This is a genomic window from Salipiger bermudensis (assembly GCF_020171625.1).
GTDB classification, from domain to species: domain Bacteria; phylum Pseudomonadota; class Alphaproteobacteria; order Rhodobacterales; family Rhodobacteraceae; genus Salipiger; species Salipiger bermudensis_B.
In genome coordinates this window covers 128,029-143,699 of record NZ_JAIUZY010000003.1, presented here as the reverse complement: position 1 = coordinate 143,699, position 15,671 = coordinate 128,029, and the positions used below count along the sequence as shown (strand labels likewise).

Genomic DNA, 15,671 nt, shown 5'->3' with positions numbered 1-15,671 from the left:
ATAGACCGGCGCTTCTCTGCCTTGCGTGCCGGAGGCCATCGACGGTGAGCGTGGCCGGCCTCGCGGCCTCCTCCTGCCGCGGGCTTGGCCCTCCGTTTAGGAACATCGTGCGGTGGCGTCCATCGCCGAGGCGTCTGTCGCTGTGACCGCAAGCTGGTGGAGCGCCTGCGGCGCGCAGGTCGTGTCGCCTTGCAGCCCTGCGGGCCGCCGTCTCCGCGTGTTTGGGGGCGTGACGCCTTTGCCCTGGGCGCGGTGCCTGTGGTCGGGGATCGGCCGTGAGTATTTGTCGACGTGAAGAAGATGTGGGCGTGAGCAGACCGGGTGAGGCTGCGCGGTGCCGGTGGGCGCGTGGGGGGCCTGTCGCGGCGCTGCTGACGTGCATCGGAAAGTCGCGCGGGTGGCGGGGCGGGGTAGCCGCCCCGCGCCTTGGCGGGGGTCAGGTGACGCGTTTGCGCTGCTGGTATTTCGGCTGGTCCCAGAGCGCGCCGCGCAGGATGCGGGCCAGCACCTCGACGGCCTCGTGGATCTCGGCCTCGCCGATATAGAGCGGCGTGATGCCGAAGCGCAGGATGTCGGGGGCGCGGAAATCGCCAACCACGCCGAGGTCGATCAGCGCCTGCATGATGGCGTAGCCGTGCTCGGAGCGGAACGAGACCTGGCTGCCGCGGGCGGCGCCGTCGCGCGGGGTGGCCAGGCGCAGGCCCGGGCAGTGGGCCTCGACCTCGTCGATCATCAGCGCCGTGAGATCGAGCGAGCGCCGGCGCAGCTTGGCCATGTCGACGTCGTCCCAGATGTCGAGCGCCGCGTCGAGCGCCGCCATCTGCAGCACCGGCGGCGTGCCCACGCGCATCCGCTCGATACCCTCGCCGGGGCGGTAGCCCTGCTCGAAGGCGAAGGGCGAGGCGTGGCCGAGCCAGCCGGCGAGCGCCGGATCGGCGGCCTCGGCGTGCTCGGGCGCCACGTAGATGAAGGCCGGCGCCCCGGGGCCCGCATTGATGTACTTGTAGGTGCAGCCGACGGCGAAATCCGCCTTGCCGGCGGTCACGTCGACCGGCACAGCGCCGGCGGAATGCGCGAGATCCCAGATCGCCAGCGCACCCATCTCGTGCGCCTTGGCGGTGAGCGCCGCCACGTCGTGGCGGCGGCCGGTGCGGTAGTCGACCTCGGTCACCAGCAGCGCCGCGACCTCGTCGGTGATCGCGTCCCCGAGCTCGTGCGGGGCGACGAGGCGCAGCTCGTGGCGGTCGCCGAGCAGGCGGATGAGGCCTTCGGCCATGTAGAGATCGGAGGGGAAGTTGCCGCGATCGGACAGGATCACCCGGCGCTCGGGCCGCAATTGCAGCGCCGCGGCGAGGGCCTGGAAGACCTTGATCGAGAGCGTGTCGCCAACCACGGTCTGGCCCGGCGCGGCGCCGATCAGCCGGCCGAGACGATCGCCGAGGCGCATCGGCATGTCCATCCAGCCGCAGGCGTTCCAGCCGCCGATCAGGTGCTCGCCCCATTCCTCGGAGAGCATGCGCTCGAGCCGGGCGGGGGTGGCTTTGGGCAGCGGGCCCAGCGAGTTGCCGTCGAGATAGATCAGCCGAAGCGGGATGTGGAACTGCTCGCGGGTCCAGGTGAAATCGGTCAAAACTCTCCTCCGGAAATCTGGATGGCCTGGCCGTTGATGCTGTCGGAGCCGGGACCGCAGAGCCAGAGCGCGGCTCTGGCGATGTCCTCTGGCGGGATCAGACGGCCATGGGGGTTGGCGGAATGCACGAGGGCAGTGGCCGCATCGCGGTCGAGGCCCTCGCGCTGCATGACGCGGGCGACGTTCTGCGCGACGATGTCGGTGTCGACATAGGCCGGGCAAAGCGCGTTGAAGGTGACGGGCTGGGCGAGGTGATCGGCGGAGAGCGCGCGCATCAGCCCGACAAGCCCGTGCTTGGCGGCGACGTAGGGCGCTGCGCGTTTCATCCCCTTGACCCCGGCGATGGATGAGATCGCGATGACCCGGCCCCAGCCGGCGTCGAGCATCGCGGGCAGCACCTCGCGGGTGGTCAGGAAGGCGCCGTCGAGATTGGCGGCAAGGCTTTGGCGCCAGTCCTCGAGCGAGATGTCGGGGAACTGGGCGGGCCGGGCGAGACCGGCATTGGCGATCAGGATCTGCACCGGGCCGCGGGCGGCGGTCACCGCGGCGATGCCGGTGCGCACCGAGGCCTCGTCGGTCACATCCATCACCTGCGGGTGCAGCGGTGCGCCGGCGGCCTCGAGCACCTCGGCCCGGCGTCCGCAGATGGTGACGCTGGCGCCGGCCTCGGCGAGGGCGCGCGCGATCGACAGCCCGATACCGGTGCCGCCGCCGGTCACCAGCGCGTGTCGTCCCTCCAGCATCCTGCCCCCGTTGCATTTGGTCGCGCGACCCTGACGCGGTTTCGCGTCGCAGGCAAGATGCCGGAGGGCGGCTTGACGTTGCGATGGGCATTTATGGGCGTGGAAACAGGGCGACTTTTGAATGCGGGCGAGGCAGGTGGGCGTACGGGGAGTGGGGACGTTGCGTCATCTGCGGTGACGCGACGCTGGTGGGTCGCAGTGGGCAGGGGTATCGGCGGAGAGTGTGCTGTCTCACCGGTGCGTGAGATCGGCCTTTTCTGTACCTCCGTGGGGTGTCGCATCGCGCGCGTGGACGGTGCGGTGCCGTTGGGGGCGACGCGATCACGGGCCGCTGGTCGGCGAGGACCTTGTTGCGGGGGCATTGAAGTCGCGGCTTGGTGGGAGCGTCCGCTTGGTCGGAGGCGCGCGTCTCTGGGCCGGGGTGGCGCTGTGGTCGTTGCGGTCTATGTCGAGCAGTCGAACCGGGCGCGTCGGGGCGTTCGCTCGCTTGGCCGTCTGGCTGGGCGGGCGGATGTTCGCGGTACCGAGGACCGGGAATGACACCCGTATGAGGTGCGACAGGCCCCGAAGGTCCGCGTCAGGGGGGCGCAGGCACAACGTCGCAGCGGCGACGGAGCCATTGACCCGGCGCGGCGCTTGCCGCCAGCTTGCGGCGGGTATGCTGAGAAGAGCGGGAGGCTCGGGTGATGCGGAAATGGATCGATACGCCGCCGGTCTGGTTGCTGGGGTTCCTGTGCGTCGCGGTCTGGCAGGCGCGCTGGCACCCGATGGGGCTGAGCTTCGGCTCGGTCTGGGCGGACCTGCTGGGAGGGCTGCTGGTTGGCGGCGGGGTGCTGCTTGCAGCGCTCGCGATAACGGAGCTGCGCCGCAACCGAACCAGTGTCCTGCCGCATGACGAGGCGGCACAGCTGGTCACGGGCGGTGTCTTCAAGCTGTCGCGCAACCCGATCTATCTGGGCGATGCGATGATCCTGCTCGGGGCGATCCTCTATCTCGACGCGGTGCCGTCGCTCGTGCTGGTTCCGATCTTCGTCTGGGTGCTGGAAAAGCGCTTCATCGAGACAGAAGAGGCGCGACTGCAGCGAAAGTTTCTTGCGCGTTACGCAAAGTATTCGCAACAAACGAGGCGCTGGCTTTAATTTCGTGGTTGAATGTGATTAACCATTGCGATGACATTGTGAGCCGCGTGTCTGCACGATAGACCCGGGGCATACGGCATGTGCCGCTACGTAAAACAAGACTTCAGGAACCAAGGGGGATCCAAGACGTGAAGATCGGAACGCCAAAGGAGTTGGCGGCAGGAGAAAACCGGGTAGCCATGACGCCGGACTCGGCGCTGCAGCTTCAGAAGCTGGGCTATGACTGCGTCATCGAGACGGGCGCCGGCGTGAAGGCAGGCTTTGCCGACGCGGCCTATGAAGAGGCCGGCGTCGCCGTCGTCGACGGCCCGGACGCGCTCTGGTCCCAGGCCGACATCATTGCCAAGGTGCAACCGCCCAGCGATGAGGAAGTCGGACGCCTGAGCGCCGACAAGACCCTGATCTCGTTCTTCTGGCCGGCCCAGAACGAAACGCTGATGAAAGAGGCGGCCGACAAGGGCGCCAGCGTCATCGCCATGGACATGGTGCCGCGCATCAGCCGCGCCCAGAAGATGGACGCGCTGAGCTCGATGGCCAACATCGCGGGCTACCGCGCGGTGATCGAAGCGGGCAACAATTTCGGCCGCTTCTTCACCGGTCAGGTGACCGCCGCCGGCAAGGTGCCGCCCGCCAAGGTGCTGATCGTCGGTGCCGGTGTGGCCGGTCTCGCCGCCATCGGCACCGCCACCTCGCTGGGCGCCATCACCTATGCGTTCGACGTGCGTCCGGAAGTGGCGGAACAGGTCGAGTCCATGGGCGCCGAGTTCGTCTATCTCGACTTCGAGGAAGAACAGGCCGACGGCTCGAGCTCGGGCGGCTATGCCTCTGTCTCCTCGCCGGAATTCCGCGAAGCGCAGCTGGCCAAGTTCCGTGAGCTGGCGCCCGAGATGGACATCGTCATCACCACGGCGCTGATCCCCAACCGCGAGGCGCCCGAGCTGTGGACGCCGGACATGGTTGCGGCGATGAAGCGCGGCTCGGTGATCATCGACCTCGCGGCGGAGAAGGGCGGCAACTGCAAGCTCACCGTCAAGGACGAGAAGATCGTCACCGACAACGGCGTGACCATCGTCGGCTACACCGACTTCCCCTCGCGGATGGCGACGCAGTCCTCGAGCCTCTACGCCACCAACATCCGCCACATGATGACCGACCTGACGCCCGAGAAGGACGGCACGGTCAATCACAACATGGAGGATGACGTCATCCGCGGCGCGACCATCGCGCACAAGCATGACGTGACATGGCCGCCGCCGCCGCCGAAGACCAAGGCAATCGCGGCGCAGAAGCCGAAGGAGAAGGCCCCGGAACTGACGCCGGAAGAGAAGCGCGCGGCAGAGACCGCGGCGTTTAAGGCGCAGACCAAGCAGCAGGTCACCCTGCTGGGCATCGGCGGCGTGCTGCTGCTGGCGGTAGGCCTCGTGGCGCCCGCGAGCTTCATGCAGCACTTCATCGTGTTCGTGCTGTCGGTCTTTGTCGGCTTCCAGGTCATCTGGAACGTCAGCCACTCGCTGCACACCCCGCTGATGGCCGTCACCAACGCCATCTCCTCGATCATCATCCTCGGCGCGCTGATGCAGATCGGCTCGGGTTCGTGGCTGGTGATCCTCCTCGCCGCCGTCTCGGTCTTCATGGCCGGCATCAACATCTTCGGCGGGTTCATGGTCACACGGCGTATGCTCGCCATGTTCCAGAAGTCGTAAGGGGAGGCCAAAGACATGGAATTCGGATTCACCACGGCGGCCTATGTGGTCGCGGCTGTCCTCTTCATCCTCTCGCTCGGCGGCCTTTCGGGGCAGGAGAGCGCGAAACGCGCCGTCTGGTACGGCATCGTCGGCATGGCGCTGGCGGTGTTCGCGACGCTGATCGGGCCCGGCTCGGGCCTCTGGCTGCTGTCGATCATCCTGATCGCGGCGGGTGGCATCATCGGCATCTACGTCGCCAAGAAGGTCGAGATGACCGAGATGCCGCAGCTTGTCGCGGCGATGCACAGCCTTGTCGGTCTGGCTGCGGTGTTCGTGGGCTACAACGCGCACTTCACCATGAAGGCCGTGACCGGCCCGGATGCCGCCGAGGCGCATGGCGCCTTCGCGGAACTGGTGGCCCACAAGGCGCCGGTCGAGCTCAGCATCCTGTCGGTCGAGCTGTTCCTTGGCGTGTTCATCGGCGCCATCACCTTCACCGGCTCGGTCATCGCCTATGGCAAGCTCGCCGGCAAGGTGAGCTCGGCGGCCAAGAAGCTGCCCGGCGGGCACCTGCTGAACGCGGCGGCGGCGGCGATCTCGCTGCTCTGCCTGTTCTGGTACATGGGCACCGGCGGCTTCTTCCCGCTGTTCCTGATGACGCTCTGCGCGCTATTCATCGGCTATCACCTGATCATGGGCATCGGCGGCGCCGACATGCCGGTGGTGGTGTCGATGCTCAACAGCTACTCGGGCTGGGCCGCGGCGGCGATCGGCTTCTCGCTGGGCAATGACCTGCTCATCGTGGTCGGTGCGCTGGTCGGTTCTTCGGGCGCCATCCTGTCCTACATCATGTGCAAGGCGATGAACCGCTCGTTCATCTCGGTGATCCTTGGCGGCTTCGGCGGCACCGCCGGTCCGGCTGCGGAGATCGAGGGCGAACAGGTGGCAATCGACGCCGACGGCGTGTCGACGGCGCTCGACGAGGCCGACAGCATCATCATCGTGCCGGGCTACGGCATGGCGGTGGCGCAGGCCCAGCAGAACGTGGCCGAACTGACCCGCAAGCTGCGCGCCAAGGGCAAGGAGGTTCGCTTCGCGATCCACCCCGTCGCCGGCCGTCTGCCCGGGCACATGAACGTGCTGCTGGCCGAGGCCAAGGTGCCCTACGACATCGTGCTCGAGATGGACGAGATCAACGAGGACTTCCCGGAGACCGACGTGGTCATCGTAATCGGCTCGAACGACATCGTGAACCCGGCGGCACAGGAAGACCCGAACTCGCCGATCGCCGGTATGCCGGTTCTGGAAGTGTGGAAGGCGAAGCAGGTCTTCGTGTCGAAGCGCGGTCAGGGCACCGGCTACTCGGGCATCGAGAACCCGCTGTTCTACAAGGACAACACCCGCATGTTCTATGGCGACGCCAAGGCATCGGTGGGCGATCTTCTGACCCGGCTCGACTGACGGCGTCACTTGATCGACGGACCCGGCAGGGTCTGTCCCGCGGGCGCGGCACCTGACGGTGCCGCGCCCTTTTTCTTTGCCCTTGGCGCGGCGCTATCATCAAGCGTTAACAAGCGCTTGCGGGGCGGCGTTCGGTGCGGAAACTTGACCCACCGCGCGCTTGGGCGTAACTTTCAGACATGCTGGACAAGCCGCGCACACGGCCCCCGGGGACAGGCCCCCGCGGGGCTTTCTTGCGTTGTGCGTTTGGCTGCCTCGGGCGGAGACCTACAGGCAAGAAAGGTATCGAGCATGATCCTGGTCCACCTCGAAGAGGAGATGTCGCGACTCGAAGACGAGCGCGACCGCATCGCCGACGTCCTGCGGGACCTCGGCGCGGACATAAGACGCCTCAAGGCGCAGATCGAAGACGGGAAGGCGGTGTCGAAGACCGACGCGGGCAAGCTGATGAGCGATGTCCGCTACTGGATGAGGGCGTCGCACGAAACGGAGGCGCAGATCGCCAATGTCAGACGAAAACAGAAAGGCCTTGCGGGAGACTGGGCTCTCGATCTCGAACGGGCGCGCGATGAGATCGGGTGCCGCATGGCTCGCCTGCGCCGCTGCTGCGGTGCGGGAGAGCTTCCTGAGTGAGCTGACCGAGGGGGAGTGCCTGGCACTCCCCTTTCTTTTCGAGTTCTGGGCCATTCCGCACCAGTTGCCGCCCGAGGACGACTGGCGCGCGTGGGTCATCATGGGCGGGCGCGGTGCGGGCAAGACCCGGGCCGGGGCGGAATGGGTGCGCGCCTGCGTCGAGGGCGCGTTACCGCTGTCGCCCGGGCGCTGCCGGCGGGTGGCGCTGGTGGGCGAGACGCTCGATCAGGTGCGCGAGGTGATGGTGTTCGGCGAAAGCGGCATCCTCGCCTGTTCGCCGCCCGACCGGCGGCCCGACTGGCACGCCGGGCGGAGGTGCCTGGTCTGGCCCAACGGCGCCGAGGCGATGGTGTTCTCGGCGCACGACCCGGAGGGGCTGCGCGGGCCGCAATTCGATGCCGCGTGGGTCGACGAGCTGGCAAAGTGGAAGAAGGCGCGCGAGACCTGGGACATGCTGCAATTCGCGCTGCGGCTGGGGGAGCGGCCGCAGGTCTGCGTCACCACCACGCCGCGCAACGTGGGCGTGCTGAAGGAGCTTCTCGAGCTTGAGAGCACCGTGGTCACCCACGCGAAGACCGAGGCCAACCGGGCCAACCTCGCGGCGTCGTTCCTGCGGGAGGTACGGGCGCGATACGGCAACACGCGGCTGGCGCGGCAGGAGCTGGACGGGGTGCTCGTGACCGACGTGGACGGCACGCTCTGGACGCAGGCGGTGCTGGAGCGGGCGCGCGGCGCGGAGCTGCCCGAGCGGTTCGTGGTGGCCGTCGACCCGCCGGCGGGCGAGGGACGGGCTGCGGATGCCTGCGGGATCGTGGTGGCAGGGGCGGTCTGCGAGGGACCGCCGCAGGCGTGGCGGGCGTGGGTGCTGGAGGATGCCAGCGTGCAGGGCGTCTCTCCCACCGCCTGGGCCGAGGCGGTGGCCGCGGCCTATGGGCGCTGGCAGGCCGACCGGGTGGTGGCCGAGGTCAATCAGGGCGGCGCGATGGTCGAGACGGTGCTGCGGCAGGTGGCGCCGCAAGTGCCACTGCGCAAGGTGCACGCCACCCGCGGCAAGGCGGCGCGGGCAGAGCCTGTGGCGGCGCTCTACGAACAGGGCCGGGTGGCGCATTGCGGCGCGCTCGACACGCTCGAGGAGCAGATGGGGCTGATGACGGTCTCGGGCTTTGCCGGGCAGGGCTCGCCTGACCGGGTGGATGCGCTGGTCTGGGCGCTGACCGAGCTGATCGTGACGCCGATGCAGGGCTGGCGGCGGCCAGCGCTGCGGGTGCTCTGAGCGGCCTCGGGCCGCTCAGTGCTTAGAGCGGCTTTCGCATCTCGTTCGTGATCAGCTCCACGCCGCGGCGGATGACGGTTTTCTGGCGCAGCCAAGTGAAGCCGTGGCGCTCGAAGAAAGGGCGCGCGGCCTTGCTGGCATCGGCGGTCAGCTCGCGCGCGCCGCTGGCGCGGGCGATCTGCGTCAGCGCCGCGAGAAGCTCGGCCCCGATGCCCTGACCGGCGGCGGAGGGGCGCACGAAGGCGAGGTCGATATGGCTCGGTGCGACGAGCGTCATCAGGCCGACCGGCGTGCCGTCGCGCTCGGCCATCAGTCCGACCGAGCTGCCGACGCGGTCGCGCCAGCGCTCGGGGTCGGGCTTGGGCCCGGCCCAGGCTTCACGTTCAGCTTCGGTGTAGTGGGCTGTGGTGCCGTTGAGCACGGCGTCGCGGAAGATCTCGGCCACGGTGGCGGCATCATCGGCCAGGAGCGGGCGCAGAGTGGTCTGTGTCGTCTCGGTGATCATTCGGAACTTCCGTACAATTTCATTGGTCCTCACGCAGCATTCTGTCGTGCTGGCGGAGACTACAGAGACGCGGCGTGGAGCGCCAGTGCGCTGGACGCATAGCAGCCTTGACCCATCGGGGGCCGTTGCGAGTTGGCCGTGCGGAGCCGCCAGAGGTGCTTAATCTCTCGTTCATAGTGTCCTTCCTCAACGCGATGCGGACCCGGCGGTTCGAACCGGAACGGGTTGAAGGTGCGGCGAGCGATGGTGTTCGATTTTCTGCGCAGGGATCGCGAGGCGGCGGTGGAGACCGAGGCCAAGGCCTCGGCCACGGGGCCGCTGATGGCCTATGCGGGGGCGGGGCGCGTGGCTTGGAGCCCGCGCGAGGGCGGTTCGCTGACGCGCTCGGGCTTCAGCGGCAACCCGGTGGGGTTCCGGGCGGTGAAGCTGATCGCCGAGGCCGCCGCGGCGCTGCCACTGGTGCTGCAGGACGCCGAGCAGCGCTTCGCGCAGCACCCGCTTCTGTCGCTCGTGACGGCGCCCAACCCGGCGCAGGGCAAGGCGGAGCTTTTCGAGGCGCTTTACGGTCACCTGCTGCTGTCGGGCGACGCCTATGTCGAGGCGGTGCCGGGCGCGGGACGGCTGCCGGCGGAGTTGCACGTGCTGCGCTCGGACCGGATGCGGCTGGTGCCGGGGCCGGATGGCTGGCCGGTGGCCTATGACTACATGGTCGACGCGCGCCGGCACCGGTTCGAGGTGAGCGAGCGGGCCTCACCCATTTGTCACATCAAGGCGTTCCACCCGCAGGATGACCATTACGGGCTGTCGCCGGTGCAGGCGGCGGCGCAGGCGGTGGACGTGCACAACAGCGCCAGCCGCTGGTCGAAATCACTGCTGGACAACGCGGCGCGGCCCTCCGGCGCCATCGTCTGGACCGGGGGCGACGGGCAGGGCGGCATGGCGGCGGATCAGTTCCAGCGCCTGCGCGACGAGATGGAACTGTTGCACCAGGGCGCGCGCAACGCCGGGCGGCCGATGCTGCTCGAGGGCGGGCTGGACTGGAAGCCGATGGGGTTTTCGCCGTCCGACATGGAGTTCCAGAAGACCAAGGAGGCGGCGGCGCGCGAGATCGCGGTGGCCTTCGGGGTGCCGCCGATGCTGCTGGGCATTCCCGGCGAGGCGACCTTTGCAAATTACCAGGAGGCGCACCGCGCCTTCTACCGGCTCACCGTGCTGCCTCTGGCGACACGGGTGACGGCGGCGGTGGGGCGGTGGCTGGCCTCGCATCTGGGAGAGGAGGTCGCGCTGATGCCCGATCTCGACCAGGTGCCGGCGCTGGCCGCCGAGCGCGACGCGCAGTGGGCGCGGGTCGCTGGCGCCGAGTTCCTCACCGCCGCGGAGAAGCGCCGGATGCTGGGACTGCCGGAGCTTCGGGATGCGCCGGAGGGAGATGCCGGTGAGTGATCGCAGGCTGGATTACGAACCCTTCGCCTGCGCGCCGGCGCTGAAGCTCGAGGCGCATGAGCAGATGAGCCGGCTGCAGGTCGATGCGCTGAACGCGCGGCTCGATCGGCTGGAGCTGCTGCTCGAGAGGCTCGAGCGGCGCCTGTGGCTGGCGGTCTACGGCGTGGCCGGGGTGATCCTCGCGCAGGCGTTCGAGAGCGTGATCGTGGCGACCCCCTGAGCGGGTGGTCGGGGGCAATCGGGAAAGGAACGGGAATGGATCTGGAGCACAAGTTCTGTCGCTTCGACACCGGCGTGACCCTGAGCGAGGGCGCGCGGATCGCGGGCTATGCCTCGTTGTTCGGGGCCTGCGATCAGGGCGGAGACGTGGTGGCGGCGGGGGCCTATGCGGCCTCGCTGAAGCGGCTGGCGGCCGAGGGCCGCGCGGTGAAGATGCTGTGGCAGCACGATCCGGCGCAGCCCATCGGCACCTGGGACGAGGTGCACGAAGACACGCGCGGCCTGCACGTGACGGGCCGGCTGCTCGACACGGTCGCGCGCGGCCGCGAGGCCGCGGCGCTGATCGCCGCCGGTGCCATCGACGGGCTGTCGATCGGCTACCGCACCCTGCGCGCCACGAAGGACGGCACGGGGCGCAGGCTCCTGACCGAGCTGGAGCTCTGGGAGGTCTCGCTGGTGACCTTCCCGATGCTTCCCAGCGCACGGGTCGCGGCCAAGGGCTCACGCCCCGAGGAGGCCGCGATGGACGAGCTGGCGCAGGCGCTCGAGGGCGCGCGCCGGGACCTGGCGCGCAGCTGAGCGCGCCGATCAGGAACGGGATCGAGACCATGACCAACACCGGCAACGTCTCCCGGGCCGGGGACGGCCATCCGGCCACCCGCGTCGGCGCCGCCATTGCGGGGCTTGTGGGCGATATCAAGGCCCTGCGGGGCGACCTTGAGCTGAAGATGCAACAACAGGAAGAGCGACTGACCATGCTTAACGCGAAACACGCAACGCCGCGCGGACGCCCGGCTCTGGCCACCACGGCGGACACCGGCGCGCCGCACCGGGAGGCCTTCGATGCTTATCTCCGCACCGGTGACGACGACGGGCTGCGCGGCCTCGTGCTCGAGGGTAAGGCGCTGTCGACCGGGGTGGCCGGCGATGGCGGCTATCTGGTCGATCCGGCGACCTCGGAGACGGTGAAATCGGTGCTCGACAGCACCGCCTCGATCCGCGCCATCGCCAGCGTGGTGACGGTGGAGGCAACCTCCTACGACGTGCTGATCGATCAGGGCGAGACCGGCGCGGGCTGGGCGGACGAGACCGCCGCCTCGTCGGAGACCGGCACGCCCACCATCGACCGCATCGCGATCAAGCTGCACGAGCTTTCGGCGATGCCGAAGGCGAGCCAGCGGCTGCTCGACGACAGCGCCTTCGACCTCGAGATGTGGCTCGCCGGGCGCATCGCCGACAGGTTCGCCCGTGCCGAGGCGGCGGCCTTCGTGTTGGGGGACGGCGTCGACAAGCCGCGCGGGTTCCTCGATCACGATGCGATCGACAACGCGGTCTGGACATGGGGCAATCTCGGTTATGTGCCGAGCGGGGTCGATGGCGGCATCGGCGATGGCGACGCCATCATCGATCTGGTTTACGCGCTGGGGGCCGAGTACCGGGCGCGCGCGAGCTTCGTGATGAACTCGAAGACCGCGGGCGCGCTGCGCAAGCTCAAGGATGGCGACGGGCGGCACCTGTGGTCGGACGGTCTGGCGGCGGCGGAGCCGGCGCGCCTTCTGGGCTACCCGGTGCTGATCGCCGAGGACATGCCGGATATCGGCAGCGGCACCGATGCCATCGCCTTCGGGGATTTCTCGGCCGGCTACACCATCGCCGAGCGCCCCGACCTGCGGGTTCTGCGCGACCCGTTCAGCGCCAAGCCGCATGTGCTGTTCTACGCCACGAAGCGCGTGGGCGGCGACGTGAGCGATTTCGCGGCGATCAAGCTGCTGCGCTGCGACACGGCCTGATCCGGCCAGGAGACGCGGGGGCGGCCGCAGGTCGCCCGCGTGGGGCGCGTGCCGGGAGCGTGTGTTGTCAGCTGCTCCCTCCGTCCGAGCAACGCACGCGGTGCGCGCCCGCTCGGGCGGGCGGCCCGGAGAGGTTTGCGGAGAAGAACGATGATGTTGATCGAAGAATCCCAGCTGCCCGAGGCGGCGCTGCCGGTCGCTGCGCTGAGGCGGCACCTGCGGCTCGGCACCGGTTTCGCCGAGGACGACCTGCAGGACGCGGTGCTGGGCTCGTTCCTGCGCGCGGCGCTGGCGGCGATCGAGGCGCGCACCGGCAAAGCATTGATGGCCCGCGGCTTCGTCTGGACGCTGCACGGCTGGCGCGATGCGCAGGCCGAGCGATTTCCGATCGCACCGGTGAGGGCGGTCACCGGGGTCGCGGTGATCGACCGCTTCGGCGCCGCCGAGACTGTCCCGGCGAGCGCCTACCGGCTCGAGCAGGACGACCAGGTGCCGCGGCTCCGCGCGCAGGGAGCCGCACTGCCGACGCTGCCCGAGGGCGGCGCGGCGGAGATCCGCTTCAGCGCCGGGTACGGCGCGGCGTTCGACGATCTTCCGGCAGACCTCGCGCAGGCGGTTTTGATGCTGGCGGCGCATTACTACGCCTATCGCGAGGCGACGGAGCTTGGGCAGGGCTGTATGCCGTTTGGCGTGACCTCGCTGATCGCGCGCTACCGCCCGCTTCGCGTGGGGTTCGGCGCATGAGCATTCCGCTTCTGAACCGCAGGCTGGTGCTCGAGGCGCCGGTGGTGGCGCCCGATGGGGCCGGTGGCCAGATCGAGAGCTGGGTCGCCATGGGCACGCTGTGGGCCGAGATCCGGCCCAAGACCGGACGCGAGGCGACCGGCGAGGCGGGCGCGCTGTCGGTGCGCGCGTTCCGCATCATCGTGCGCGGCGCGCCGCTCGGGGCCTCGAACCGGCCGCTGCCGGGGCAGAGATTTCGCCAGCAGACACGGCTCTTCCGCATCGTGGCGGTGACCGAGGCCGAGCCCGGCGGGCTCTATCTCACCTGCGAAGCACGCGAGGAGGTGGCGGCATGAGCTATGCGATGTCGGCGGCGCTTCAGAGCGCGATCTACCAGAGGCTGGCCGGGGACGCGGCGCTCGAGGCGCTGGTGGGGGGCCATATCTACGATGCGCCGCCCGCCGGGCCGCTGCCGGGGCTCTACATGACGCTCGGGGCCGAGACGGTGCGCGATGCCTCCGATGCGGACGGGCATGGCGCCTGGCACGATCTGACGCTTGCGGTGGTCAGCGACGCGGCAGGATTTCAGTCGGCCAAGGAGGCGGCGGCGGCGAGCGATGCGCTCGACGATGCGCCGCTGGCGTTGACGCGGGGGCGCCTGGTGAGCCTGCGCTTCCGGCGCGCCCGGGCGCGGCGCGAGAGCGGCGGGCTGAGGCGCATCGACATGATCTTCCGCGCCCGCGTCGAGGACGCGTGAGGCGCCGGCCAGACCGGCCAGTGACACGTGGCGGAGGCTTCCGCCGATCAGCAAGGAGCAAGACAGATGGGTGCCCAGAACGGCAAGGACCTTTTGGTCAAGGTGGATCTGACCGGCGACGGCCAGTTCGAGACCATGGCGGGGCTGCGCGCCACGCGGGTGAGCTTCAACGCCGAGAGCGTCGATGTCACCACGTTGGAGAGCCAGGGCGGCTGGCGCGAACTGCTGGCGGGGGCCGGGGTGAAATCCGCCAATATCTCGGGCTCGGGGGTGTTCAAGGATCAGGCCACCGACGAGCGCGCGCGGCAGATCTTCTTCGATGGCGACACGCCGGCCTTCCAGGTGGTGATCCCGGATTTCGGCACCGTCGAGGGGGCCTTTCAGGTCACCGCCATCGAATATGCCGGCAGCCACAATGGCGAGGCCACCTACGAGGTCTCGTTGGCCTCGGCGGGGGCGCTGAGCTTCGTGCCGGTGCCGGTGGTCTGATGGCGAACCCGTGGCGCGGTGAGGTGGCGTTGACGCTCGATGGTGAGCGCAGGGTGATGCGGCTGACGCTGGGGGCGCTCGCCGAGCTTGAAGCGAGCCTTGGCGACGACACGCTGGTGGCGCTGGCGCAGCGCTTCGAGGAGGGGCGCTGCAGTACCCGCGACGTGCTGGCGCTGATCGTGGCCGGGCTTCGCGGTGGCGGCTGGGACGGCTCGGCGGCGGATCTGCTGCACGCCGAGATCGAGGGCGGGCCGATGGTCGCGGCGCGGGCGGCCGCAGAGCTCCTGGCGCGGGCCTTCATGCTGCCGGAGGAGGGCTGATGGAGCGCTTTGACTGGCCGGCTCTGATGCGCGCCGGGCTGCGCGGGCTGGGGCTGAGGCCGGGCGAGTTCTGGGCGCTGACCCCGGCGGAGCTGCGGCTGGTGCTGGGCGGTGACAGCGCCGCGAGGCCAATGGGACGGGCGCGGCTCGAGGAACTGCTCGCCGCCTTCCCGGACGAGGTGAAAGGGGATCGGCAATGACCGAGTTTGGCGAGATGGGCGATCTCGACGGCGATATCGCGGCGCTGGAAGCGAGCCTCGGCTCGGCCAGCGCCATGGCGGCGGGGTTCGATGCTGAGCTCAAGCGCATTCACCAGACGTTTTCGGCGACCGGGGGCAGCGTGACACGGCTCGAGCGGTCGCTGAGCTCCGGGCTGGGGCGGGCCATCGACGGGGTGATCCTCGACGGGATGAAGCTGTCGGACGCGCTGGGCGTCGTCGCGCGCTCGATGGTGGACGCGGCCTACCGCGCGGCGGTGCGACCGGTGTCGGATCATCTGGGCGGTCTGATCGCCGGCAGCATGGCCGGGGTGTTCGGCGCGATGTCGCCCTTCGCCCACGGCGGGGCCTTCGCGCAGGGCAAGGTGATGCCGTTTGCCTCGGGCGGGGTGGTGAGCGGGCCGGTGGCCTTCCCGATGCGGGGCGGCACCGGACTCATGGGCGAGGCCGGGCCCGAGGCGATCATGCCGCTGTCCCGCGGGCCGGACGGGCGGCTCGGGGTGCGCGCCAGCGCCGCGCAGCAGCCGCCGATGGTGGTGATGAACATCACCACGCCAGACGTGCAGGGCTTCCGCCGCAGCCAGTCGCAGATCGCGGCGCAGATGAGCCGCGCACTGGGGCAGGGCCTGCGCAACCGCTGAGG

Annotated in this window: 19 protein-coding genes; 16 read left to right on the top strand and 3 right to left on the bottom strand. The window is 69.5% G+C overall.

Annotation, left to right across the window (positions count from 1 at the left end; translation table 11 throughout):
• Positions 1–436 precede the first annotated feature (436 nt).
• Positions 437–1,630: a kynureninase gene (kynU, locus tag LCM15_RS04215; protein WP_224853369.1), complete on the bottom strand. Its 1,194-nt coding sequence runs from the start codon at positions 1,628–1,630 to the stop codon at positions 437–439.
• Positions 1,627–2,373: an SDR family NAD(P)-dependent oxidoreductase gene (locus LCM15_RS04210; protein WP_224853367.1), complete on the bottom strand. Its 747-nt coding sequence runs from the start codon at positions 2,371–2,373 to the stop codon at positions 1,627–1,629. The genes kynU and LCM15_RS04210 overlap by 4 nt, the downstream gene beginning before the upstream one ends.
• A 686-nt stretch (positions 2,374–3,059) precedes the next feature.
• Between LCM15_RS04210 and LCM15_RS04205 the strand changes: the two genes are divergently transcribed.
• The 5 genes from LCM15_RS04205 to LCM15_RS04185 all read left to right on the top strand — a co-directional run bounded on the left by LCM15_RS04205 (position 3,060) and on the right by LCM15_RS04185 (position 8,564).
• Positions 3,060–3,512 carry a methyltransferase family protein gene (locus tag LCM15_RS04205; RefSeq protein WP_224853365.1) on the top strand — a complete coding sequence of 151 codons (453 nt, stop codon included), beginning with the start codon at positions 3,060–3,062 and terminating at the stop codon, positions 3,510–3,512.
• 128 nt (positions 3,513–3,640) lie between these two features.
• The gene (locus LCM15_RS04200; protein WP_224853363.1) at positions 3,641–5,215 is read left to right on the top strand and encodes a Re/Si-specific NAD(P)(+) transhydrogenase subunit alpha; all 1,575 of its coding nucleotides are present in this window, start codon (positions 3,641–3,643) and stop codon (positions 5,213–5,215) included.
• A 15-nt stretch (positions 5,216–5,230) separates the two neighbouring features.
• Positions 5,231–6,658: an NAD(P)(+) transhydrogenase (Re/Si-specific) subunit beta gene (locus LCM15_RS04195; protein WP_224853361.1), complete on the top strand. Its 1,428-nt coding sequence runs from the start codon at positions 5,231–5,233 to the stop codon at positions 6,656–6,658.
• Between the two features lie 291 nt (positions 6,659–6,949).
• Positions 6,950–7,291: a hypothetical protein gene (locus LCM15_RS04190; protein WP_007792122.1), complete on the top strand. Its 342-nt coding sequence runs from the start codon at positions 6,950–6,952 to the stop codon at positions 7,289–7,291.
• The gene (locus tag LCM15_RS04185; protein WP_224853359.1) at positions 7,227–8,564 is read left to right on the top strand and encodes a DNA-packaging protein; all 1,338 of its coding nucleotides are present in this window, start codon (positions 7,227–7,229) and stop codon (positions 8,562–8,564) included. Before LCM15_RS04190 ends, LCM15_RS04185 begins: the two co-directional genes overlap by 65 nt.
• Before the next feature lie 22 nt (positions 8,565–8,586).
• Here LCM15_RS04185 and LCM15_RS04180 read toward each other — a convergent pair whose 3' ends face one another.
• Entirely contained in the window at positions 8,587–9,069 is a 483-nt protein-coding gene (locus LCM15_RS04180) for a GNAT family N-acetyltransferase (protein WP_224853357.1), read from the bottom strand.
• Between the two features lie 243 nt (positions 9,070–9,312).
• Between LCM15_RS04180 and LCM15_RS04175 the strand changes: the two genes are divergently transcribed.
• The 11 genes from LCM15_RS04175 (at position 9,313) to LCM15_RS04125 (ending at position 15,669) form a co-directional block, all read left to right on the top strand.
• Entirely contained in the window at positions 9,313–10,512 is a 1,200-nt protein-coding gene (locus LCM15_RS04175) for a phage portal protein (protein WP_224853355.1), read from the top strand.
• Positions 10,499–10,732, top strand: coding sequence for a hypothetical protein (locus tag LCM15_RS04170; protein ID WP_224853353.1), 234 nt, complete (start codon positions 10,499–10,501; stop codon positions 10,730–10,732). Before LCM15_RS04175 ends, LCM15_RS04170 begins: the two co-directional genes overlap by 14 nt.
• 35 nt (positions 10,733–10,767) lie before the next feature.
• Positions 10,768–11,310: an HK97 family phage prohead protease gene (locus tag LCM15_RS04165; RefSeq protein ID WP_224853351.1), complete on the top strand. Its 543-nt coding sequence runs from the start codon at positions 10,768–10,770 to the stop codon at positions 11,308–11,310.
• Positions 11,311–11,339: 29 nt separating this feature from the next.
• Entirely contained in the window at positions 11,340–12,521 is a 1,182-nt protein-coding gene (locus tag LCM15_RS04160; RefSeq protein WP_224853349.1) for a phage major capsid protein, read from the top strand.
• 150 nt (positions 12,522–12,671) lie between these two features.
• Complete coding sequence (locus LCM15_RS04155) at positions 12,672–13,265, top strand: head-tail connector protein (protein ID WP_224853347.1); 594 nt, start codon at positions 12,672–12,674, stop codon at positions 13,263–13,265.
• The gene (locus LCM15_RS04150; RefSeq protein ID WP_224853345.1) at positions 13,262–13,600 is read left to right on the top strand and encodes a head-tail adaptor protein; all 339 of its coding nucleotides are present in this window, start codon (positions 13,262–13,264) and stop codon (positions 13,598–13,600) included. The genes LCM15_RS04155 and LCM15_RS04150 overlap by 4 nt, the downstream gene beginning before the upstream one ends.
• On the top strand, positions 13,597–14,001 hold the full coding sequence (locus tag LCM15_RS04145) for a DUF3168 domain-containing protein (protein ID WP_224853343.1): 405 nt from the start codon (positions 13,597–13,599) through the stop codon (positions 13,999–14,001). Before LCM15_RS04150 ends, LCM15_RS04145 begins: the two co-directional genes overlap by 4 nt.
• 66 nt (positions 14,002–14,067) lie before the next feature.
• The gene (locus LCM15_RS04140) at positions 14,068–14,490 is read left to right on the top strand and encodes a phage major tail protein, TP901-1 family (protein WP_207074513.1); all 423 of its coding nucleotides are present in this window, start codon (positions 14,068–14,070) and stop codon (positions 14,488–14,490) included.
• On the top strand, positions 14,490–14,810 hold the full coding sequence (locus LCM15_RS04135) for a gene transfer agent family protein (protein WP_224853342.1): 321 nt from the start codon (positions 14,490–14,492) through the stop codon (positions 14,808–14,810). The genes LCM15_RS04140 and LCM15_RS04135 overlap by 1 nt, the downstream gene beginning before the upstream one ends.
• Positions 14,810–15,010 (top strand): rcc01693 family protein, encoded by a 201-nt coding sequence (locus tag LCM15_RS04130; protein ID WP_224853340.1) that lies wholly within the window; start codon positions 14,810–14,812, stop codon positions 15,008–15,010. The genes LCM15_RS04135 and LCM15_RS04130 overlap by 1 nt, the downstream gene beginning before the upstream one ends.
• Positions 15,007–15,669 (top strand): phage tail tape measure protein, encoded by a 663-nt coding sequence (locus LCM15_RS04125; RefSeq protein WP_224853338.1) that lies wholly within the window; start codon positions 15,007–15,009, stop codon positions 15,667–15,669. Before LCM15_RS04130 ends, LCM15_RS04125 begins: the two co-directional genes overlap by 4 nt.
• Positions 15,670–15,671: the final 2 nt, after the last annotated feature.

Coding starts and splice junctions, on each gene's coding strand:
- LCM15_RS04210 (WP_224853367.1), bottom strand. CDS start 2,373: ATGCTGGAGGGACGACACGCGCTGGTGACCGGCGGCGGCACCGGTATC.
- LCM15_RS04205 (WP_224853365.1), top strand. CDS start 3,060: ATGCGGAAATGGATCGATACGCCGCCGGTCTGGTTGCTGGGGTTCCTG.
- LCM15_RS04195 (WP_224853361.1), top strand. CDS start 5,231: ATGGAATTCGGATTCACCACGGCGGCCTATGTGGTCGCGGCTGTCCTC.
- LCM15_RS04190 (WP_007792122.1), top strand. CDS start 6,950: ATGATCCTGGTCCACCTCGAAGAGGAGATGTCGCGACTCGAAGACGAG.
- LCM15_RS04185 (WP_224853359.1), top strand. CDS start 7,227: ATGAGATCGGGTGCCGCATGGCTCGCCTGCGCCGCTGCTGCGGTGCGG.
- LCM15_RS04180 (WP_224853357.1), bottom strand. CDS start 9,069: ATGATCACCGAGACGACACAGACCACTCTGCGCCCGCTCCTGGCCGAT.
- LCM15_RS04175 (WP_224853355.1), top strand. CDS start 9,313: ATGGTGTTCGATTTTCTGCGCAGGGATCGCGAGGCGGCGGTGGAGACC.
- LCM15_RS04170 (WP_224853353.1), top strand. CDS start 10,499: ATGCCGGTGAGTGATCGCAGGCTGGATTACGAACCCTTCGCCTGCGCG.
- LCM15_RS04165 (WP_224853351.1), top strand. CDS start 10,768: ATGGATCTGGAGCACAAGTTCTGTCGCTTCGACACCGGCGTGACCCTG.
- LCM15_RS04160 (WP_224853349.1), top strand. CDS start 11,340: ATGACCAACACCGGCAACGTCTCCCGGGCCGGGGACGGCCATCCGGCC.
- LCM15_RS04155 (WP_224853347.1), top strand. CDS start 12,672: ATGATGTTGATCGAAGAATCCCAGCTGCCCGAGGCGGCGCTGCCGGTC.
- LCM15_RS04150 (WP_224853345.1), top strand. CDS start 13,262: ATGAGCATTCCGCTTCTGAACCGCAGGCTGGTGCTCGAGGCGCCGGTG.
- LCM15_RS04145 (WP_224853343.1), top strand. CDS start 13,597: ATGAGCTATGCGATGTCGGCGGCGCTTCAGAGCGCGATCTACCAGAGG.
- LCM15_RS04140 (WP_207074513.1), top strand. CDS start 14,068: ATGGGTGCCCAGAACGGCAAGGACCTTTTGGTCAAGGTGGATCTGACC.
- LCM15_RS04135 (WP_224853342.1), top strand. CDS start 14,490: ATGGCGAACCCGTGGCGCGGTGAGGTGGCGTTGACGCTCGATGGTGAG.
- LCM15_RS04130 (WP_224853340.1), top strand. CDS start 14,810: ATGGAGCGCTTTGACTGGCCGGCTCTGATGCGCGCCGGGCTGCGCGGG.
- LCM15_RS04125 (WP_224853338.1), top strand. CDS start 15,007: ATGACCGAGTTTGGCGAGATGGGCGATCTCGACGGCGATATCGCGGCG.